We start from the raw sequence: 15,220 nt of genomic DNA on the forward strand, positions 1-15,220 counted from the left end.
GCTGACCGTGCCGAATGTTTTCGATGCAGCGCAGCAGGCGGGGTCGCCCCGACTGCACGAACGCTTGGAATAACGACGTACCCCTTCCATGCCGCGCCCCAGCAGGCCTTGCGGGTGGGCACCACTTTCCGGTCCCCGTTCAAATGGACTTGAATCGATCCAAATAGCACCGCGATTTTATTGCGCCGCAAAATCACCCCTTCAAAACTTCTCACAGAAAATCAATGCATTAAACGCTAAGCAAGTTTTTTAGATCGAGTGAATTTTTTATTGACAACGTTGTCGGGCGCCTTCAAGAATGACGCCGCCGGTGGCGTTCGACGTATGCCGGACCGCGGTCAGGATCGCCGCGATGCCCTCCCTCTTAAGTTCGCGCGGCGCTCCCCCACCCATCGCGCGGCGAACCCGGAGAGTTGAGAGCAAAACTTCAGGGGAATGCCGATCCCTCTCGCTGGACGCGAACACCAGATCGACTGCAAGCGAACGAAAACACCGCCGCAAGGCAGTGCGGATTCGCTCGTCAAAAAAACGGACACGCGCACAGCGCGATGTTCTTCCGATCAGTCAGTTGCACGCACGTCTTATAAGTTAGGGAGGTTGGCGTGAATTACCGTAAGAGCGCTCTTTCGTTGGGCATTACCGCAGCATTGTGGTTCAGCGGCGTCGCCATCGCCCAGGACGCCAACAGCAACCCGCCGGCCGCCGGCCAGGCCAAGAGCGATACGCAAGCTCCGAACCAGGACAAGGCGACACAACTGGAAGGCGTTACCGTGACCGGCATCCGCGCCAGCCTGCAGAAGTCGCTGGACTTGAAGCGCAATGCCGACTCCATCGTCGATGCAATTTCCGCCGAAGACGTAGGCAAGTTCCCCGACACCAACGTGGCTGAATCGCTGTCGCACCTGCCGGGCATCAGTGTGGATCGCAACTTCGGCGAAGGCGACAAGGTGTCGATCCTCGGTACCGATCCGGCGCTCAACCGCCTGCTGCTGAATGGCCAGACGCTGGCTTCGACTAACTGGACGTCCGATCCGAACAATCCCGATAGCCGCTCGTTCGACTACAGCCTGCTGACCTCGGAAATCATAGGCACCGCCGAGGTCTACAAGACACCGCAGGCACGCATCGACGAAGGCTCGATCGGCGGCACTGTGATCATCAACACCCGTCGACCGCTGGACCTGCCGGCAAACACGCTGACCGGCAATGTCAGCTACGGCTATAACGACCGCGCCGACAAAGGCAAGCCGAACGCTTCGGTGTTCTACAGCTGGAAGAACAACGACAACACCTTCGGCGTGCTGGGTTCGGTGATGCATTCGGACAAGGTGATCGATCGCGAAGGTACCGAAATCTTCGGTTACCAGCGCGCCGGCGATCCGACCGATACCGATCCGAACCACCAGTTCCCCACCAGCGTGCTAGCCCCGGGCAAGACGGCGGTGTACCCGACCGCGATCAATACCGCGCTGTTCCAGCAGGAGCGCAAGCGCGACGGCGTATCCACCGGCATCGAGTGGGCACCGAACAAGAACTTCGAGTTGAACTTCACCGGCCTGTATGTCACGGAGAAGTTCAACAACTTCAACCAGAGCCATTATGGCGACTGGTCCGGTAGCGCGCCTTACGCCACCTCGTTGAACGTCAACGGCAACGGCCTGGCCACCAGCGGTTCGTACGGCGCCAACGCACCCACCTACCTGGACGGCTATGAGCGTTTCTCCAAGGTCAACACCGGCGCCGCGCAACTGCGCGCCGACTGGCACGGCGACGGTTGGAACGCTTCGAGCCAGGTCGGCTATACGGGTTCGACCGGCGGCTCGCAGGGCATCTATAACGTGCAGTTCCAGGGCTTTGGCGGCTACAACTGGAACCTCGCCGGCGAGCATCCGCAGATCAACTTCAACAGCCCCAACGATCCGACGCAGATGCTCGCGCACGGTGCCGGCTTCAGCTATGCGCCGAGTTTCGACCGCGAACGGTACTTCCAGGCCGATTTCAATCATGACCTGGCCCTGGGGCCGCTGAACGAGATCGAGTTCGGCATCAAGTCGAGCAACCACTACAACGGCCAGACCGGCTATGCGGCACTGATTCCCTCGCCGGATGGCAGCGGCGTTTCGCTCGCCGACCTGGACGGCGGCGGTACGCCCAGCGGTTATCTCGACGGGCTCAACGCCACCCAAAGCATGAGCAACTGGACGCAGATCAGCCAGGGCGCGCTGAAGAACTACGTGCAGACGCTGTACACCAGCGCGCCCATGGATCCCAAGGCGACTTACAGCATTGCCGAACAGAATCGTGCTTTCTATGTGCAGGGCGATTTCGGCGGCGATCATTACCGCGGCAATATCGGCGTGCGCTACTTCCACACGCGCGACACAGTCAGCGGTTACGAAAGCATCGGCGATAACCAGTACGCGCCGATCAACAAGCGCAGCAGCTACAACGACTGGCTGCCGTCGTTCAACATTGCCTATGACCTGCGTGACGACCTGACGCTGCGCTTTGCCGCAGCCAAGACGATCGCTCGCCCGCGCTTCCAGGAGATGACTCCGTATGTCGCGCTGGACGATCGCACCCTGACCGGCTCGGGTGGCAATACCGACCTGAAGCCCTACAAGTCGACCAACTACGACGCGACGGCCGAATGGTACTTCACGGATAACAGTCTGCTGTCGGCAGAGTTGTTCTTCCGCCGCATTTCCGGCTACATCCTCAATACCAATGTCCAGCAGACGCATTTCGATCTGACCGAGCTGCAGGACGAGGTGTACTCGATGGAGATCCCGGTCAACGCCGGCGTCGCCAAGGTCAAGGGTTTGTCGCTGACGTACCAGGGCAATTTCGGCCATGGCTTCGGCATGCTGGCCAACTACACCTACTCCGATGCCGATACCAGCAACAGCTTCCCGCTGCCGTATAACTCGAAGAATGCGTTCAACCTGACACCTTACTTCGAGCAAGGCCCATGGAGTGCGCGCGTAACCTATAGCTGGCGTTCGAGCTATTTCACCCAGATCGCGCAGCTGCAGTCCTCGCAGATCACCGGCATCTTCCGCGAGCTGGATGCTTCGATCGGCTACCAGATCAACGACCATATGCGCATCTCGCTCGATGGCACCAATCTGCTGGACGAAACCTATTTCGTCTACAACAACGTGCCGAGCGAGCCGTTGAACGCGTACAAGAACGGACGGACGTACACGATCAACCTGGGCCTCAAGTTGTAACCCCTCCCGGGCGCGTAATGCGCCCGGTTTTTTTTGTGCATGGTGTGGCCGGAGGGGTACACCGAAGTAAGTTTCATGCGATAAACATCTTTTCAGCTGGATGCGGAGCGCCAAGCCTTGTCACCCATGACACGCCTCTCCATCGGCCTGCTGGCCGCCCTCGTCTTCACCACGGGCGGCAGCGCCCTCGCCGCCACGCCGACGACGCGTGTGCTCGACAGTGGCTGGCAGTTCCGGCTGGCTCCCGCCAGCGAGCAAGCCAAGCAGCATCCGCAGCAGACGGCTTGGCTGGAGGCGAAGGTTCCCGGGAGCGCGCAGACCGACCTGCTCGCCAACGGCAAGATCGGCGATCCGTTCTATCGCGATAACGAGGCCAGCCTGCAATGGATCGGGCTGGCCGACTGGGACTATCGGCTCAGTTTCGATGTCGATGCGGCCGCACTCAAGCGTGACCACGTCGATCTCGTCTTCGACGGCGTGGATACCTTTGCCGACGTCGAGCTCAACGGCAAGCCACTCGTCAGTACCGACAACATGTTCCGCCGCTGGCGCCTGCCGGCAAAGGAGCGCCTGCATCCCGGCACGAATACCTTGGTCGTACACCTGCATTCGCCCATCGGCCGCCTGCTGCCATGGTTGCTGAAACAGCCTTATGCCCTGCCTGGCGAATTCGATACCGTGTTCGGCGATGAACCCAAGGGCAAGCAGACATCCAACTACGTGCGCAAGGCCAATTACCAGTACGGCTGGGATTGGGGTCCGCGCTACGTCACCGTCGGCATCTGGCAGCCGGTCAAGCTGGAAAGCTGGGACGCGCTGCGCCTGGCGGATTTCCATATAGCCCAACCGCACGTCGATGCCGACAAGGCCGAGCTCGCCGCGCAATTCCTGGTACATGCCGACAAAGCCGGCAACGCCAAGATCGACCTCACCTGGACGGCTCCGGACGGCACTCATGGCCAGGCTAGCCAGGATGTCACGCTGAAAACGGGCGACAACGCGCTGACCCTGCCATTGACCATCGCTCATCCGCAACGCTGGTGGCCTGCCGGCTACGGCGCACAGAATCTCTACCGCTTCCACGCCGACATCGTTGCCGGCAACGAGACCCTGGCCAGCAGCGATCGCGATACCGGCCTGCGCAGCGTGGAACTGCGCCGCGACCGCGATCGGTGGGGACGCGGCTTCGCTTTTGTGGTCAACGGCGTGCCGATCTTCGCCAAGGGCGCGGATCTGATTCCATTCGACAATTTCCCTGAGCGCGTCACCAACGCTCGCATCGAACAAATCCTCACTTCCGCGCGCGATGCCAACATGAACATGTTGCGCATGTGGGGCGGCGGGTACTACCAGACCGACGACTTCTACGCGATGGCCGATCGTCTCGGCATCATGATCTGGCAGGATTACATGTTCGGCGGCGCCATTCCGCCCTATGACGAAGCTTTCCGCAAGAACACCGAGATCGAGGCCACCGAGCAGGTAATGCGCCTGCGCGATCATCCCAGCATCGTGCTTTGGTGCGGCAACAACGAAGTCCAGACCGGCTGGGAATCGTGGCCGGATCGCGAAACCTTTCGCCAGTCGATCTCCGCCGAGGAACGCGCCAAGGTCGAACAGGGCATGAAAGAATTGTTCGGGCACACGCTGAGGAATGTGACGAACAAGCTGGCACCGGAAGTACCGTATTGGGCCAGCTCGCCTAGCACCGATTTCGACGGCCCGGCCAATGTGGTGACCGATGGCGACTATCATTACTGGGACGTCTGGTCTGGCTCCAAACCGATCGAGAACTACCTGGAAACCACACCGCGCTTCCAGTCCGAGTACGGCTTGCAGTCGTTCCCTGTGCTCGCGACGATCGACAGCTTCACCCGACCGGACGACCGCTCGCCGAACTCGCCGGTGATGCGTGCACACCAGAAGTTCGCCAATGGCAATGGCAACGACCGCGCTTTGCTCTACATCCGTGCACGCTATGGCGAGCCGAAGGATTTCGCATCGTTCGTGTACCTGAGCCAGATCATGCAAGCCGAAGGTATCGAGCTGGCGGCCGAGCACCTGCGCAGCGCGCGTCCGCAGAGCATGGGCTCGCTGTACTGGCAGCTCAACGATGTCTGGCCAGGTCCCTCATGGTCGAGCATCGACTATTTCGGCCGTTGGAAAGCGCTGCAATACCACGCGCGCCGCTTCTACGCGCCCGTCAGCGTGGTGCCGATACGCCGCGACGGCAAGACTTCGGTCTTCGTCGTATCCGACCGCACCGGCGCCTTCGACGCGCAGCTGCGTACTCGCGTCTACGACATGGACGGCAAGCTGCTGCATACGTCGACTGAGCCGGTGAAAGCCGCGGCGTTGGCGAGCACTGCGGCTGGCGCGTTCAGCGATGCCGAGCTCCTCCGTGGCGCCGATCCCAAGCACACCGTCGCGGTGTTCGAAGTGATCGAGGGCGGCAAGCCGATCGCGCGTCACTTGGTGTACTTCGGTCTGGCCAAGGATCTCGCCTTGCCTGCCAAGCCGGAGCTCAAGGCGGAATGGTTGGACGGTGGCAAACTGCTGCGCGTCAGCGCCAAGCGCCTTGCACGCGGCGTCTGGATCGACACAGGCGATGCCGACGTACAGCTCTCGGACAACGCCTTCGACTTGCTGCCCGGTGAGCAGGTGGATATCCGAGTCGATAGCAAGACCGCTGGCGACGTGCATAAACAGCCCACGCTGATCTCGCTGGTCGATGCCATCCAACCCGCCAGCGGGGGAGCCAAACCATGATGACTTCGCGTCGCAGCCTGCTGAAATTCCTGGCGCTGGCACCGGTGGCCGCCACTTTGGCGGGGACTGCTTTCGCCGTGCCTGCCAGCGGTAAGGCATCCTTCGCCAGCAGACGTCCGCCGGTCGGCAAACGCAAATTCGTCAGTCCCGCCGTCGAGCGCGCGATCGCACAGACCAAAGCGCGCATTGCCGATCCTGAGCTGGCCTGGCTGTTCGAGAACTGTTATCCCAACACGCTCGACACCACCGTCGAGGTCGGTACGCTCGACGGCCAACCGGACACTTTTGTCGTCACCGGCGATATCGACGCGATGTGGATGCGCGATTCCTCTGCGCAAGTCTGGCCTTATGTGTCGCTAGCGAAAGAAGACAAAGCGCTGCAGCGGCTGTTTCATGGCTTGATCCGTCGCCACGCGGTTTGCATCGGCATCGATCCGTACGCCAACGCCTTCATGCCCGACCCGAAAGCCAAGAGCAATCTGGACTGGGCACAGCACGACATCACCGATATGCGCCCTGGCGTTGCCGAACGCAAATGGGAGATCGATTCGCTGTGCTATCCCATTCGCCTCGCCTATGGCTACTGGCAGGCCACCGGCGATCGCACGCCATTCGATGACAGCTGGCACGCTGCCATGCGCAAGGTCGTGCAGACCTTTAAGGAGCAGCAGCGCAAAGACGGCCCTGGCCCCTATAAGTTCCAGCGGACATCGCAGAACCCGACGGAATCGCAGTTCCTGCAAGGCTACGGCAACCCGACGCGTCCGACCGGCATGATCCACGCAATGTTCCGTCCATCGGATGACGCCACACTCTATCCGTTCAATATTCCAGGCAATCTGTTTGCCGTGACTTCATTAGGACAACTGGCGACGATGCTGCGCCAACGCTTCCGCGACGAGACGCTGGCCGCCGAGTGCGAGGCCTTGGCCGCCGAAATCCGCCAGGCCGTGGAAACGCACGGTGTCATTCGCGATAGCCAGGGCGATCTATGGGCGTATGAAGTGGACGGTTACGGCAACCAGTTGTTCATGGACGATGCCAACGTACCGAGCCTGCTCGCCCTACCCTATCTGGGAAGCTGCAAGCGCGAAGACGCCCGCTATCGACGCACACGTGCGGCAGTATGGAGCGCGCGCAACCCCTATTTCTTCAAAGGGCGCGCTGGCGAGGGTATCGGCGGCCCCCACGAAGGCATGCGCATGATCTGGCCGATGTCGATCATGATGCGCGCTTTCACCAGCAATGACGAAGCCGAGATCGCGCAGAGCTTGCGCATGCTCAAGTCGACGCACGCCGACACCGGCTTCATGCACGAGGCATTTGACCAGGACAACCCGGCCACGTTCACGCGGTCTTGGTTTGCCTGGGCCAACACGCTGTTCGGCGAGTTGATGGTTCAGACTGTCCAGCATTACCCCGCCGCTTTGCGGCAGGTCTAACTCATATTTAGAGGAGTCACGCAACATGGTCACGCGTCGCCGCTTCATCCAAGGCATGGCCGCCCTCACCGTCATGGGCAGCCAGATCGGCGCGCTGCCCGCGTTCGCCGCCAAAGCAGCGGGCAAGAAGACCGCGCTGGCCGAAGGCGTATCGCGCCACGTCGATGTCTTCGTCGGCACGGGTGGCCATGGCCACACGTATCCTGGTGCGACGATGCCGTTCGGCATGGTGCAGCTCAGCCCCGATACCTATAGCGCGCAATGGGATGGCAGTTCCGGCTATCACCAGGGCGACGGTTCCATCATGGGCTTCTCGCATACGCACCTTTCCGGCACCGGTGCCAGCGACATGCTGGACGTGTTGGTAGTGCCGGCGATTGGCGAGGTGCTGCTGCAACCGGGCGATCGTGAGTACGACGGCGTAAACTATCATTCGCGCTTCGACGGCGTGCGGCCGGGCAAGAACGAGCCGAAGGGTTACAAGACCGGCGTCAAAGGGTACCGCTCGCGCTACACCCAGGAAGAAGCCCACCCTGGCTACTACCGTGTGCAGCTGACCGACAGCAAGGTCCTGGCCGAACTCACCGCCACCGAGCGTGCCGGCTTTCATCGCTACACGTTCCAGGAAGCCGATGCGCATCTGCTGGTCGACTTTGCGCACGGCTTCCATGACGATCCGAAAATACCTACCCGCGTTACCGATGCCAAGCTTCAGCTGATCGGCAACGACACCCTGGTCGGCTCGCGCGTGGTGCATCAGTGGGCAAACGGGCGGCACATCTATTTCGCGCTCAAGGTCTCGCGTCCGTTCCGCAAGGCATCGTTGTATTCGAACGATAAGGCGCTGACAGACGGCAGCACCCAAGCCGACGGTACCAACCTGAAGGCCGCACTGTTTTTCGACAAGGCCAATAGCGCGCCGCTGCTGGTCAAGGTGGGCATCTCCGGCGTGGATGTCGAAGGTGCGCTGCGCAACCTCTCCAAGGAAATTCCGGATTGGGATTTCGACGGGGTGCGCGCACATGCCGAAGCGAGCTGGGAGCAGGAACTCAGCCGCATTCACATCGACACCCGCTCGGACGATATCAAGCGCACCTTCTATAGCGCGCTATATCACACCATGCTGGCGCCGACGCTGTTCAGCGACACCGATGGCCGCTATCGCGGCATGGACATGCAGGTGCATCAGCTGCCGGCAGGCCGGCACAACTACAGCACCTATTCGCTGTGGGATACCTATCGCGCCGAGCACCCGCTGATGACGCTGTTCCAGCCCGAGCGCGTGCCCGACCTGGTCGACGGCTTGGTGCGGATGGCAGCCGAAAGCCCAGCCGGCCCACCCGTATGGCCGCTGCAAGGCATCGAAACGGTCTGCATGATCGGCTATCACTCGGCCGTGGTGATCGCCGAGGCACAGGCCAAGGGCTTCAAGGGTATCGACTACGCCAAAGCCTGGCCCATCTATCGCAAGCGCGCAATGGAAGACGATTACCTGGGCCTGGCCGACTACCGCAAGCGCGGCTATATCCCATCGGATCTGCACAACGAAGCTGTCAGCAAGACGCTCGAATATGCCTACGATGACTGGGTCATGGCTTCGATGGCCGACGCGGCCGGTGCGCATGACGATGCCGAACTGCTGCGCAAGCGTTCTCGCAACTATCGCAATGTGTTCGACAAGACGCAGAACTTTGTCCGTCCTCGCGGCAGCGACGGCAAGTGGCTGGAGCCGTTCGACCCGCGCGCCATGGGCCATTCGAAGAAGTGGCGCGATTTCACCGAATCCAATGCCTGGCAAGCGACGTTCCTCAACCAGCACGATCTTTACGCCTACATGACGCTGTTCGGCGGCGAAAAGGCGTTCGAAGCGAAATTGGATCAGCTCTTCACTACCGACTCCACGCTGCCTGCCGATGCGCCGCCGGATATCGCCGGCATGGTCGGCCAGTACGCGTTCGGCAACGAGCCGGCGCACCACATGCCCTACCTCTACGCATACAGCGGTTCGCACTACAAGACACAGGCGCGCGTGCGCATGCTGATGGAAACCATGTACCTGCCCGCCCCCGATGGCTTGCCCGGTAATGAGGACTGCGGCCAGATGAGCGCTTGGTACGTGATGAGTGCACTCGGCCTTTACGCGGTCGATCCGGTCAGTACCAACTATGTGTTCGGCAGTCCGATATTGGACCGTGCCGAGGTGCAGCTCGCCGGCGGCAAGCGCCTCGTGGTGGAGACCAAGGGCAACGGCAAGGGGCGTCCGTACATCCAGTCGGTCACCTGGAACGGCAAGCCTTGGACGCGTAGCTGGATCACGCATAGCGAGCTGGCTGCCGGGGGCACGCTGGTCTTCGTCATGGGCGATAAGCCCAATGTTTCGTTCGGTTCGGCCCTGACTGACCGACCGCCCGCCTTCGGGCTGCCCGCCGACGCCAAGGTCGACGTGACAGCTTGAGGACCGCGCCGATTGGCGGGCTGCCCTCACGGTCCGTCAATCGGCGTATTTTTTCAGCTTGCATAGCTATTGCCGCTGCCAAGGTCATGCATGAAGCCATCCATGGCTTTCCTTGAGGGGAAGCCTAATGAGCGAGCCATTCAATCCGTATTCGGCGCCGATGGCGCGCGTGGCCGATGCGCCGCGAGACGATGCCAATACCGAGCAGGTCCTGTCCGGGCAAAAATGGGTGATCTACGCGATCCTGCTCTATTTTCTGACTGCGGCTATACCGAGCCTGCCATGGGGGGCGCTTGGGGCTATCGCAGCGGACGCAATGCTTCTGATCGCGCTGATCATGGCGTTGATCGGTGTCCGGCGATTGCGTTCCGGGCTGGGGTTTCACCCCGCACTGAGCGTGTTCTGCCTGGTGCTCATGTTTGCACCTCTGCTCAATATCCTGCTGCTGGTCCTGAGCAGCCAGGCCAATAGCCGCCTGCGCGCCGCAGGCTACAAGGTGGGTCTGCTCGGCGCCAGGCGCTAGCTGGGGATGTCCGGGGCGGAGCGGGCCCTTTTTGGCAGGTCCGGCCCCAGCCTTTACAATGGGAGTTTGACTGCCCTTTCGCGCGCGCCGGACCGGTGCGCCCATCCGAGTCCCCCCATGGAAAAGAGTTTCGAGCCGCGCCCGATCGAATCCAAGTGGTATACCCGCTGGGAAGCCAGTGGCGACTTCAAGCCCCCGGGCCAAGGCACGCCCTACTGCATTCTGCTGCCGCCGCCGAACGTCACTGGCACGCTGCACATGGGCCACGCGTTCCAGCAGACCGTGATGGACATGCTGATCCGCTACCACCGCATGCGCGGCTTCAACACGCTCTGGCAGGTAGGTACGGATCACGCCGGCATCGCCACGCAGAAGATCGTGGAGAACCAGCTGGCAGCTGACGGCAAGACACGCCACGACCTGGGTCGCGAGCCTTTTGTCGAACGCGTATGGCAGTGGAAAGAAGAGTCGGGTTCGACCATCACCAACCAGATGCGTCGCCTGGGTGTCGCCGCCGACTGGTCGCGCGAACGCTTCACCATGGACGAGGGCCTGTCCGCCGCGGTACGCAAAGTGTTCGTGGAGTGGTATCGCGCCGGCTTGATCTACCGGGGCAATCGCCTGGTGAACTGGGATCCGGCGCTGCAGACCGCCGTGTCGGACCTGGAAGTCACCAACGTCGAGCGTGACGGCCACCTGTGGTCGATCCGCTATCTCACCGCCGACGGCAGCGACAGCGTCGTGGTCGCGACCACGCGTCCGGAAACCATGCTGGGCGACGTGGCCGTCGCCGTGCATCCGGACGATGAGCGTTATAAGCACCTTGTCGGCAAGATGCTGCACCTGCCGCTGTCGGGCCGGGAAATTCCGGTGATCGCCGACGATTACGTCGAGCGCGAATTCGGCACCGGTTGCGTGAAGATCACGCCAGCGCACGATTTCAACGACTACGCCATCGGCCAGCGCCACAAGCTCGCGCCGATCGAGATCTTCACGCTCGACGCCAAGGTCAACGACAACGCGCCCGAGAAGTACCGCGGCCTGGATCGCTACGAGGCACGCAAACATGTGCTCGCCGACCTGGAGGCTTCCGGCCTGCTGGTCGAGACCAAACCGCACAAATTGCAGGTGCCGGTAAGCCAGCGCTCGGATGCGGTGATCGAGCCGATGCTGACCGACCAATGGTTCGTCGATCTCACCTCCGACGCACAGGCCGATGGCCGCCCCGGCGGACGCAAGGCGATCACGGAGCCGGCGCTCGACGCGGTGCGCTCCGGTGAGATCAAGTTCGTGCCGGAAAACTGGACCACCACATACACACAATGGCTGGACAACATCCAGGACTGGTGCATCAGCCGCCAGCTTTGGTGGGGACACCGCATTCCCGCATGGTACGACGAGGCCGGAAATATCTTCGTCGGTGAAGACGAGGCCGATGCCCGCGCGCATGCCACCACCGCACCGGTCGGTGCGTTGCGCCAGGATGAGGACGTACTCGACACCTGGTTCAGCTCTGCGCTGTGGCCCTTCTCCACGCTCGGCTGGCCCGCCGACGGGCCGGTGAAGAACGAGCGCGGCGAGATCGTCGCCAACTGGGAGCACGACAAGCTGTTCCTGCCCAGCGCCGTGCTGGTGACCGGCTTCGACATCATCTTCTTCTGGGTCGCGCGCATGGTGATGGCGACCAAGTACTTCACCGGCCAGGTGCCGTTCCGCGAGGTGTACATCAACGCCATCGTGCGCGACGCCGAAGGCCAGAAGATGTCCAAATCCAAGGGCAATACGCTGGATCCGCTGGACCTGATCGACGGGATCGAGCTGGAGCCGCTGGTGGAAAAATCCACTAGATCGCTGCTGATCCCGCAAGTGCGCGAGAAAGTGGAAAAGCGCGTGCGCAAGGATTATCCGGGCGGCATCCCCGCCATCGGCACCGATGCGCTGCGCTTCACTTTCGCTGCGCTCGCCAGTTATAGCCGCACGATCAATTTCGATATCAAACGCGCCGAAGGCTACAAGGCGTTCTGCAATAAGCTGTGGAACGCGGCGCGCTTCGTCTTGATGAACCTGCCCGAAGGCGAGCTTGTCGCCACCGGCGCACCGGCGACCGAAGCAGAGCGCTGGATCCTCACACGCCTGAAGCGGACCTTGACCGAAGTCGAGCAACATTTCGTCAGCTATCGTTTCGACCTGCTGGCACAGGCGCTGTACGAATTCGTCTGGAACGAATACTGCGACTGGTTCCTGGAACTGTCCAAGCCGGCCCTGAGTGGCGATGACGCCGCTGCTTCCGCATCGACCCGGCGCACCCTGCTGGTAGTGCTGGAGACGATCCTGCGTGCGCTGCATCCGATCATCCCGTTTATCACCGAAGAGATCTGGCAGATCGTCGCACCCAAGCTCGGTTTGACTGAAAACGCTTTGCTGCGGCGTCCGTGGCCGCAAGCCGGGAATATCGTCGGCGACGATACAGCGACTGCCGAGATCGAGTGGTTCAAGAACGTACTGAGCGGTATTCGCCGCATCCGCTCGGAAATGAACATCGCTCCCGGCAAGACCATTCCGCTACTGCTGGCCGATGGCGACGCGACCGATCGCGCGCGCGCGACCAAATTCGCCGCTCAGATCGCTTTCCTGGCTCGTGTGGAATCGCCGCAGTGGATCGACGCCGGCGCTGACGAACCGGCGGCTGCGGCTGCGGTCGTCGGTTCGATGCGCGTGTTGATTCCGCTGGCAGGCTTGATCGACGTGGGTGCGGAAAAAACGCGCCTGGCCAAGGAGATCGGACGCATCGAAGGCGAGATCAAGAAGTGCGAGGGTAAATTGGGTAACGCCAACTTCGTGGCGAATGCGCCTGCCGCCGTGGTGGAGCAGGAGCGGCAGCGTATCGCGGACTGGAATGTGCAACTGGATGCGTTGCGGGAACAGGCAAGGAAGTTGGCCTAGCTGCCAGGGCTTGAAATGCCGAGGGCCTGCGTAGAGTCGCTGGGACCCAGCGACTTCCGGCTCACCTCGGTTACTCCTTGACTCCCTGCTCCCCCATCTCCAACGCCATCACAATCGCATCCTCACGCCCATCCTTGGCGGGGTAATACTTCGGCCGCTGGCCGATCTGCGCAAAGCCCATCGATCGGTAGAGCGCCTGCGCTACCGGATTGGATGGACGCACCTCCAGGAACACCCGTTCGGCCGCATGCCAGCGCGCAATGTCGAGCAAGCGGCGCATCAAGTGCCGCCCCAGACCCAGGCCGCGGTGCTTCTCGCCGATGCACACATTGAGGATATGCGCCTCGCCCGCACCGACGGAGAGGATGCCGTAACCGACCACCTCCTCGTCCAGGCACATCACCCAGCATGGGTGGCCCGCACGCAAGCAGTCGCCGAACACACCCGGCGACCAGGGAAATTCGTAGGACGCGCGCTCCAACTCGGCGACGGTATCCAAGTCGTCGCGTCGCATCGCGCGCACCTGCGCATGCGGCCGCGCGACCGCCACCATTACGGCTGGCCTCCGTCCGCCAGGGCACGACGCAAACTGCGTAGCGCGTTCCATAGCCGGCGCTTTCCTTCGCCGCTGGTGCGGATCGCATGCGGCTCGTCGGCCAGCACAATCTGTGCGCGATGCAGCACAGCCGCCGGCAACACGCGGCCCAACGCATGTGCCTGCGCTTGACCGAACACCAGATAGGCCCGCGCTTCGGGCACATGCCCGAGCTGGCCGTCCGCGCCCACTTCAATGCGCGCCGCCCGCGCCAATACCGGGCCATAGGCCTGGAACGCCCGTCCGAGCAAATCGAGTAACGGCACCGGGCAGCCCGCCGGCAGGAGCACGACACTGTCGGCACTGCCAGCATCGATCGCAGCGGGCGCGGCAACCGGCGCGGCATCGGTCAATCGATGGCGCCGCACCCACGGTGTGACCCCAAGCGCGCGCAGCAGGCGCGCCCGATGCTCAACCGGTACCGGCGCCGATCCGCTCATGCACCGCCTCGGCGGCGACGGCGCGTCGCCACGCCCCAGAGCGTTACCACCGGACCGGACAGGGCATAGAGAAGGAAAACCACAAAAAGCACACGCGGCGGATCGACGAAAAACGGGATCAACACCAGCACGCCGGCGATCATCCACAAGAACGACACCGGCCCGCCCTGCCCGGGCAGCGATTTGAAACTGAAATAGCGGAAGCGGCTGACCATCAGGAGGCCCACGATAACCGCCATCGGCAAGGTCAGCGGGGATACGTCCGCGCCGGCGACACCGAACTTGTCCATGCTCCAGACGAACGCCATGCAGACGGCCGCCGCTGCCGGACTGGCCAGGCCCTGAAAATAGCGCTTGTCGATCACTTTCACCTGGGTATTGAACCGCGCCAGGCGCAAGGCGGCGCAGGCCGCATAGATAAAAGCTGCCGCCCAGCCGATCTTGCCCCAGGTCGGCCCGAAATCCTTCAACGTGGACAGCGACCAGGTGTACATCACCAAGGCCGGCGCAAGGCCGAAGCTGACCAGGTCGGAAAGCGAGTCGTACTGCACACCGAACTCGCTTTGCGTGCCCGTGGCCCGGGCGACGCGCCCGTCCATGCCGTCCAGCAGGGCAGCAATGAAGACGGCAATGGCCGCATCGCTGTAGTTGCCGCCGATACTGGTCACGATCGCGTAAAAGCCTGCGAACATGGCGCCAGTGGTGAACAGGTTCGGCAGGAGGTAGATGCCTCGGTGCCGCGGCGTGCGAACGGGGGTGCTATCGCTCATGAATCAATCCGTGACGGGATACGCGAAGTTTAGAGCCTGAGGGAGTCCAG

Annotated in this window: 9 protein-coding genes; 6 read left to right on the forward strand and 3 right to left on the reverse strand. The window is 62.2% G+C overall.

What is annotated here, in order from left to right; translation table 11 throughout:
• The first annotated feature begins 602 nt into the window (after window positions 1–602).
• From VIM98_RS13150 to VIM98_RS13175, 6 genes are all read left to right on the forward strand, one after another.
• A complete protein-coding gene (locus tag VIM98_RS13150) occupies window positions 603–3,233 on the forward strand; it encodes a TonB-dependent receptor (RefSeq protein WP_331993565.1) in 2,631 nt (876 codons plus the stop codon).
• A gap of 126 nt (window positions 3,234–3,359) precedes the next feature.
• On the forward strand, window positions 3,360–6,002 hold the full coding sequence (locus tag VIM98_RS13155) for a beta-mannosidase (protein ID WP_331993566.1): 2,643 nt from the start codon (window positions 3,360–3,362) through the stop codon (window positions 6,000–6,002).
• On the forward strand, window positions 6,002–7,444 hold the full coding sequence (locus tag VIM98_RS13160) for a glycoside hydrolase family 125 protein (protein ID WP_331993587.1): 1,443 nt from the start codon (window positions 6,002–6,004) through the stop codon (window positions 7,442–7,444). The genes VIM98_RS13155 and VIM98_RS13160 overlap by 1 nt, the downstream gene beginning before the upstream one ends.
• A 25-nt stretch (window positions 7,445–7,469) precedes the next feature.
• Entirely contained in the window at window positions 7,470–9,899 is a 2,430-nt protein-coding gene (locus VIM98_RS13165) for a GH92 family glycosyl hydrolase (protein WP_331993567.1), read from the forward strand.
• A gap of 127 nt (window positions 9,900–10,026) precedes the next feature.
• Window positions 10,027–10,422, forward strand: a complete 396-nt coding sequence (locus VIM98_RS13170) for a hypothetical protein (RefSeq protein WP_331993568.1) — start codon at window positions 10,027–10,029, stop codon at window positions 10,420–10,422.
• Between the two features lie 117 nt (window positions 10,423–10,539).
• Complete coding sequence (locus VIM98_RS13175) at window positions 10,540–13,365, forward strand: valine--tRNA ligase (protein ID WP_331993569.1); 2,826 nt, start codon at window positions 10,540–10,542, stop codon at window positions 13,363–13,365.
• Between the two features lie 70 nt (window positions 13,366–13,435).
• Here the strand turns inward: VIM98_RS13175 and rimI are convergent, their stop codons facing one another.
• The 3 genes from rimI to VIM98_RS13190 are packed head-to-tail and all read right to left on the reverse strand — an operon-like array spanning window position 13,436 to window position 15,170.
• On the reverse strand, window positions 13,436–13,918 hold the full coding sequence (gene rimI, locus VIM98_RS13180) for a ribosomal protein S18-alanine N-acetyltransferase (protein WP_331993570.1): 483 nt from the start codon (window positions 13,916–13,918) through the stop codon (window positions 13,436–13,438).
• Window positions 13,918–14,400 (reverse strand): hypothetical protein, encoded by a 483-nt coding sequence (locus VIM98_RS13185; protein ID WP_331993571.1) that lies wholly within the window; start codon window positions 14,398–14,400, stop codon window positions 13,918–13,920. Before VIM98_RS13185 ends, rimI begins: the two co-directional genes overlap by 1 nt.
• Window positions 14,397–15,170 carry a phosphatidylcholine/phosphatidylserine synthase gene (locus VIM98_RS13190; RefSeq protein ID WP_331993572.1) on the reverse strand — a complete coding sequence of 258 codons (774 nt, stop codon included), beginning with the start codon at window positions 15,168–15,170 and terminating at the stop codon, window positions 14,397–14,399. Before VIM98_RS13190 ends, VIM98_RS13185 begins: the two co-directional genes overlap by 4 nt.
• Window positions 15,171–15,220 lie beyond the last annotated feature (50 nt).

Origin of the sequence: Dyella sp., assembly GCF_036568765.1 — a bacterium.
Lineage (GTDB): Bacteria > Pseudomonadota > Gammaproteobacteria > Xanthomonadales > Rhodanobacteraceae > GSA-30.